Annotated in this window: 6 protein-coding genes; 5 read left to right on the plus strand and 1 reads right to left on the minus strand. The window is 38.6% G+C overall.

From position 1 onward, the window contains the following. Nucleotides 1-53: 53 nt before the first annotated feature. Nucleotides 54-1,589 (plus strand): rhomboid family intramembrane serine protease, encoded by a 1,536-nt coding sequence (locus AC4D4A_RS15300; RefSeq protein WP_490996666.1) that lies wholly within the window; start codon nt 54-56, stop codon nt 1,587-1,589. Nucleotides 1,590-1,599: 10 nt separating this feature from the next. On the opposite strand, the gene AC4D4A_RS15305 is transcribed toward AC4D4A_RS15300, so the two are convergent. Beyond that, nucleotides 1,600-2,475: a hypothetical protein gene (locus AC4D4A_RS15305; RefSeq protein WP_490996667.1), complete on the minus strand. Its 876-nt coding sequence runs from the start codon at nt 2,473-2,475 to the stop codon at nt 1,600-1,602. Nucleotides 2,476-2,698: 223 nt separating this feature from the next. Between AC4D4A_RS15305 and AC4D4A_RS15310 the strand changes: the two genes are divergently transcribed. The 4 genes from AC4D4A_RS15310 (at nt 2,699) to AC4D4A_RS15325 (ending at nt 5,649) form a co-directional block, all read left to right on the plus strand. Continuing rightward, nucleotides 2,699-2,926 (plus strand): YqgQ family protein, encoded by a 228-nt coding sequence (locus AC4D4A_RS15310; protein ID WP_066105666.1) that lies wholly within the window; start codon nt 2,699-2,701, stop codon nt 2,924-2,926. A gap of 6 nt (nt 2,927-2,932) precedes the next feature. After that, nucleotides 2,933-3,907: an ROK family glucokinase gene (locus tag AC4D4A_RS15315; RefSeq protein WP_490996668.1), complete on the plus strand. Its 975-nt coding sequence runs from the start codon at nt 2,933-2,935 to the stop codon at nt 3,905-3,907. 183 nt (nt 3,908-4,090) lie between these two features. Next, complete coding sequence (locus AC4D4A_RS15320) at nt 4,091-4,534, plus strand: NUDIX hydrolase (protein ID WP_490996669.1); 444 nt, start codon at nt 4,091-4,093, stop codon at nt 4,532-4,534. Nucleotides 4,535-4,599: 65 nt separating this feature from the next. Continuing rightward, nucleotides 4,600-5,649, plus strand: coding sequence for a DUF2332 domain-containing protein (locus AC4D4A_RS15325; RefSeq protein ID WP_490996670.1), 1,050 nt, complete (start codon nt 4,600-4,602; stop codon nt 5,647-5,649). Nucleotides 5,650-6,000 lie beyond the last annotated feature (351 nt).

Below are 6,000 nucleotides of genomic sequence, written 5' to 3' on the forward strand. Positions count from 1 at the left end.
GTAATGATAAAATAGATATAGAAACTTTTTAGGGAGAGAAAGTAGGGGAATCCGTGAGTTTTAAAGAAGAATATATCTATTGGTCCTTTATCAATCAATTGATTACGAAAAAAGGGTATCGATTTATATCTGCATCCACTGACCAACAAGAAATATGGCTTGAAAATCAGTCGAGTCGGGTAGATCCCCTAATCCGTATAAAAAGAGAAGATTTGGATTGGTCCAATAATATGAAGCGTGACCGAAATCTTGTACTGCAGAATGCAGAGAAGATTCGTAGGTTTCTTTCCAGGAAGGAACTAACTGTTAAAACCATTTATATTAGTCAATATGCTCCGGTAGATGATTATTCGGATGTCCTTGGAAGATACTCAAACGATGGTCGTGCAAAAATTACGATTGATACCATGATTTTTCAAACAGAGACTATGGAAGAATCATTGACGGAATTAGAAAGATTTCTGGGGTTTCCATTGGAAGTGGTCAACAGGGATTATGAATCTATAGAAGAAAATGAAATTAACCATCTTAAAGAAGATGCTTTGGCTGCTTCTTACCAAAAGCAGAAACAAGACGAACAAATCTTTAGCTATGGCAAACCAATCTTTACATACCTGTTGATGGCCATCCAAGTTCTTGTGTTTATTTTACTGGAGATGCGTGGCGGAAGTACAAATACTGAAACCCTCATCCAATTTGGTGCAAAGTATAACCCATTGATTATGGAAGGGGAATGGTGGAGATTCTTCACACCCATCTTTCTTCATATTGGATTTACACACTTGATTCTGAACACTTTAAGCTTGTATTTTGTCGGAGTTATTGTTGAGCGTATTTATGGAAGCTTAAGATTCCTGGTTATTTACTTTTTTGCAGGCTTTATTGGTTCGGTAGCAAGTTTTATTTTGATGCCCAATCTATCAGCCGGTGCCAGTGGGGCGATATTTGGCTTGCTCGGTGCCTTGCTATTGTTTGGTGTACTCCACCCCAATCTCTTTTTTAGAACAATGGGATGGAATGTGATTGTAATTCTGGCCATAAACCTGGTTATTACATTCTCTGCAGATGCTATAGATAGTGCCGGTCATATCGGCGGTTTAATAGGAGGATTCCTCGCAGCAGCGATTGTCAGATTGCCGAAAAATCGTAAGCTTGCCGTGCAAATGGGTGCGCTGCTCCTGACCGTTTTGTTAACAATAGGAGCTTTAGTATATGGATATTCATCAAATGAATCTGACCATAAATATCATAATGATGTCACTCTTGCCCATGAATATGTGAATTCTAAGGAATATGACAAAGCCTATGAGCTTATCGAAGGCTATCTGAAGGAAGAAGATGCTCCAGAAGCATATTTTTTAGCAGGATATATAAAGTATCATCAATATGATTTGGAAGCGGCTGAGACGTATTTTCTAAAAGCCATTGAACAGCAAGAAGTATTTCCTGAAGCATATTATGATATTGGACTGCTCTACTGGCAACAGGGACAAATCGATAAAGCTAAAGATTATATCCAAATAGCAGTTTATCAGGAACCGGATAATGAAGATTATAAAACGGCGCTGAATGAGCTTGATTCAGAATAGTTATCTTACTTTAAGGCAGCTGCTGATAATATTCATGTATATTGCCTGATTTATCCTGAATGAGAATAATTAGTTTGTTTGAGTCTTGTTTGCGCAAAATCAAGGGGATGGTACTGTCTATCGGATTTATGACTGTACCATCCTGTTTTTTTATTCCTGAAACATAAATGGAATAAAAAGCTTCCCATAGCTTCTCCGTAATCTCCAGACGCTTTTGATCTGAATATCCGGCTAATAATCTTTTTTCTTCAGTCGAAAACTGTGTCAGGGGAACTACGTGATACTTTGTAATATCAATCTTTTTGTTATCTGTATAGCGATTGAGCACTTTAGTCAGCCTGGAATTACTTACAGAAGACAGGGTAAAGGCCCATTCCTTTTGTTCCTCGGTTTCAGGAGAATGAAAAGATTTGGTTGGTCCATAACGTGAAGCAATGACAAAAAGATTACTATCAGTTAATTTAAATGAGCTGGTAATCTTGTCGTTTTCCGTATGAATCTCAGCATAATGAATGGTAACCACTTGAAATAAAGAAGATTCATGAGCTTTTACGGTTGTCTTTTGGGATATTCGATCTGTATTCTGCTCCCATTTCTTTGTAAACTCTTTTAAACGACCGTTTTGAAAAAGAAGTGAGAAGTCCTGTCTGAGATAACTTGTTTGATTTAAAATAGATTCAGTCGATAACGTAACATCGTACTGTTCTGTATCTTTTTCCTGTTTAGGCATGACAAGGGAAGAGGTTGTTTTAGTAAACGCAGCCTTTTGATTAAGTGGAAAATATTTAATGACAGCTATATCTCTTTGTATATAAAGCTGTTTCCACCACATAAAGGTAAACATGAGTACTAAACCGACTATTAGATAACCAATATATTTTTTCAAAAGGATTCTCTCCTCACTTTAGATTATTGCCTTACGTATATATTCTTAAATGGATGTCAAATGATAAATAGACGGATGCTTTGTCCTAAGCAATATATGTGTAACTCTAAATACATATGCTTTGTTTATAAATGTCACAATTGACGGAATACAGAAAGAAAGTATCTTGAGGAGAACAACTAATTTCAGATATACTAAAGAAGCAGGAAGGAATGTGACAAAAATGAAATCCGTATATGAAATTCAACAATATTTAAAGAGGTTTGGAACCATCATATACATGGGTGATCGATTAGCTGATCTAGAGATGATGGCAGGAGAATTAAGAGAGCTATTTCACTCTCAATTGATTGAAATCAGAGATTATCAAACGGCAATTTTAATCTTGAAACAAGAAATAGAGTATGAGAAGGAAAAGCAACAGCTAAAACAAAAACAATCGAAAAGGTGAATCAATATGCTGGGGAAACAAGATTGGTTACTGGGAATTGATATTGGCGGTACAACGATTAAGCTTGCTTTTATAGATAAAGAAGGGACCATTGTACATAAATGGGAAATCATAACGAGAACGGCAGAAAACGGTCTCCATATCGTTTCTGACATCGGCAAATCTGTCAGGTCAAAATTGGAAGAATGGCAGGATGGTAATTTAGTAGGTGTTGGAATGGGAGCCCCTGGTCCGGTTAATTTTGAAAACGGTTCAATCTATGTGGCTGTGAATATCGGTTGGAGAGACTTTCCTTTGAAAGAGCTGCTTGAAAAAGAATTAGGAATTCCTGCTGTAGTTGATAACGATGCAAATGTAGCATCCTTCGGTGAGTTTTGGAAGGGAGCAGGAAAAGGTACAAATGATTTAGTCTGTATCACTCTCGGAACTGGTGTGGGTGGCGGTGTAATCACTAATAAGCATTTGGTGCATGGAATTAGCGGGGCAGCTGGTGAGCTCGGTCACATAACGGTTCAGCCAGAGGGTGGAGCTCCTTGTAACTGTGGGAAAACAGGCTGTGTTGAAACGATTGCCTCAGCTACCGGTATCGTAAGGCTGGCGTTAGAGAAGATTAAAGAGAATCCAGATTCGGACCTCTCGATTGTTTTTAATGAAAATGGGCTGATCACATCTAAAGACGTAGTTGATTGTGCTATAGGTGGAGACCAGGCAAGTCAGGATGTCCTTGATGAGGTAGCTAAATACCTTGGACTTGCTGCAGCCAATGTGGGCAATATGATTAACCCTGACATCATTGTAATCGGTGGTGGTGTTTCAAAAGCTGGGGATATTATTTTAAAACCAATTGAGAAATACTTTAAGCAATTTGCCTTTCCGCGGGTTGCAGAATCAACTGAAATCAAAGTTGCATCTCTTGGTAATGATGCAGGTGTCATAGGCGCAGCGGGCTTAATCATGCAACAATTGGGACAAGAGATTTAAGCGTAGTACTACGCTGAGGTAAACGCTAATCACTTAGTAGAATTTAATTAATTTTTGAAAGCATTTCAATGTATTTGTTGAAGTGCTTTTTTATTTGCACGAGTTTTTATAAAGGAAAATAAAAACCATATGTCGAAATTAGTTGGAAGTATAGCATGGAAATAGGTGATGGAGGGTTTGGGGATGAATGTGCCAAAGCATATTGTGTCTGCAGCAGCGATTGTTTTAAACGAAGCTGGGGAAATTTTGCTGATTAGGGGTCCACGCCGGGGGTGGGAAATGCCTGGAGGACAAGTCGAAGAAGGCGAGTCACTCAAAGATGCTGCCATAAGAGAAACAAAGGAAGAATCGGGAATTGATATCGAAGTGACTAAATTTTGTGGTGTTTTTCAAAATATAGACCTTTCTATTTGTAATACCTTATTCTTGGGCAAGGCGATTGGGGGTACTCCTACTACCAGCCCTGAAAGTTTAGAGGTAGGTTTTTTTTCCATAGCAGAGGCACTGGAAATGGTAACCTGGAATAATTTCAGACAAAGAATTGAGTATTGTCTGGACGAAAGCATTCAGCCGTTTTATGTCGAATTTAATGGGAAGGACCGAGAAGGGGTTGTACACGAGCTATAGGTGGATGAAGCCAATCAAGATCAAACAGCGGGTGTCATTATTTAGTTTCAAAAGGGGGGTTCCATTTGTTTGATAGTAGTGTTCTTTCTCAAACCTTTATAAATTTTGCTGTAAGGGAATGTAAAGGCTCCAGCAGGCTATACGAGCACTTATCTATAAAAATTGCCCGAGATGAAGCGCTTTTAGAGATATGTAAGAATGCGAGGGACGGTCAGCCAATACCAAATCTTTTATTCGGTGCTGTCCACTATCTCCTTTTAAAGGGTAAAGAACATTCACTAAAAGAGTATTATCCTAGCTTGGTTGAGTATCCGAAGTCATATATGGAATCGTATGAATCTTATAGGGATTTTTGCTTTACTTATCGAGAAGAGATTGATTCTATTCTTAAATCGAGACGGGTTCAAACCAATGAAGTGCGAAGATGTGCATACCTGTACCCCGCCTTTTGTGCTGCTTATGAGATAGTTAAGAAACCTTTAGCGCTTATTGAAATTGGAACAAGTGCAGGATTACAGCTTCTTTGGGACCACTATTCATATACATATGGGGAAGAGAATACCTATGGGAATTCAGAATCTAAACTTACAATTTCAGCAGAAATAATAGGAGAAGATGTACCAAACCTTCCCTCCATGCCGCCGCCAGTTACAACTAGGATTGGCTTGGATTTACATACGATTGATTTAAATGATGAGGACGAGGAAATGTGGCTTAAATCCTTAATATGGCCCGAGCATATGGAGAGGTTGTCTATGTTTGAAAAAGCTGCAGCCTATGTGAGAGGGAGTTCCGTAAAATTAGTAAACGGTGATGGCGTTGATTTATTACCTCACTGTATACAGGATATCGCAGAGGATCATGCCATTTGTATTTTTCATACACATGTTGCTAACCAAATGCCAATGGATGTGAAAAAGCATCTGTTGGAAACCATCGAGGATATTGGGAAGAAGAGAGAGGTATTTCATATTTATAATAATATTCAAGATAGATATTTGCATCTGGATTATTATTTGGATGGCATTCTAAACAAAAATACGATTGCGGAAACCGACGGGCACGGCAGATGGTTTAAATGGTTATGGGAGAGTGAGCGGACTATTAGTCAGTAGAAAATGAAATTTGCACTTTTGAATTTGTTTTCTTTGACGGGATATTAAACAATGAGAGCATTAATCCACTTGGGTTAATGCCTTTTCTTTTTCGTTGACCCAACTGTTTTTCATTCGGTTTGAATTGGATAGTTGAGTGAAGGATGTAGGAGGTACGTGTCAAAGGACAGAGATAGCCGCCCCAAAACCACCTATGGAGCAGTTATGCTCGGTTAAAGGTGCGTCATAGGGAATGAAAAGCCGTACTAAAATTCCATCTATGAAGTAACCTATGCCCACCTATGAAGTACCTATGCTCCAGCTATACCGGGGTAAAGGTGCCTGAAAGGTGGGTGAAGTGTGTAGGAAAGC

It is taken from the genome of Pradoshia sp. Z5_111, assembly GCF_058267535.1.

Excerpts from the sequence above, each read along its gene's own strand:
- AC4D4A_RS15320 (WP_490996669.1), top strand. The coding sequence starts at position 4,091 with ATGAATGTGCCAAAGCATATTGTGTCTGCAGCAGCGATTGTTTTAAAC.
- AC4D4A_RS15315 (WP_490996668.1), top strand. The coding sequence starts at position 2,933 with ATGCTGGGGAAACAAGATTGGTTACTGGGAATTGATATTGGCGGTACA.
- AC4D4A_RS15310 (WP_066105666.1), top strand. The coding sequence starts at position 2,699 with ATGAAATCCGTATATGAAATTCAACAATATTTAAAGAGGTTTGGAACC.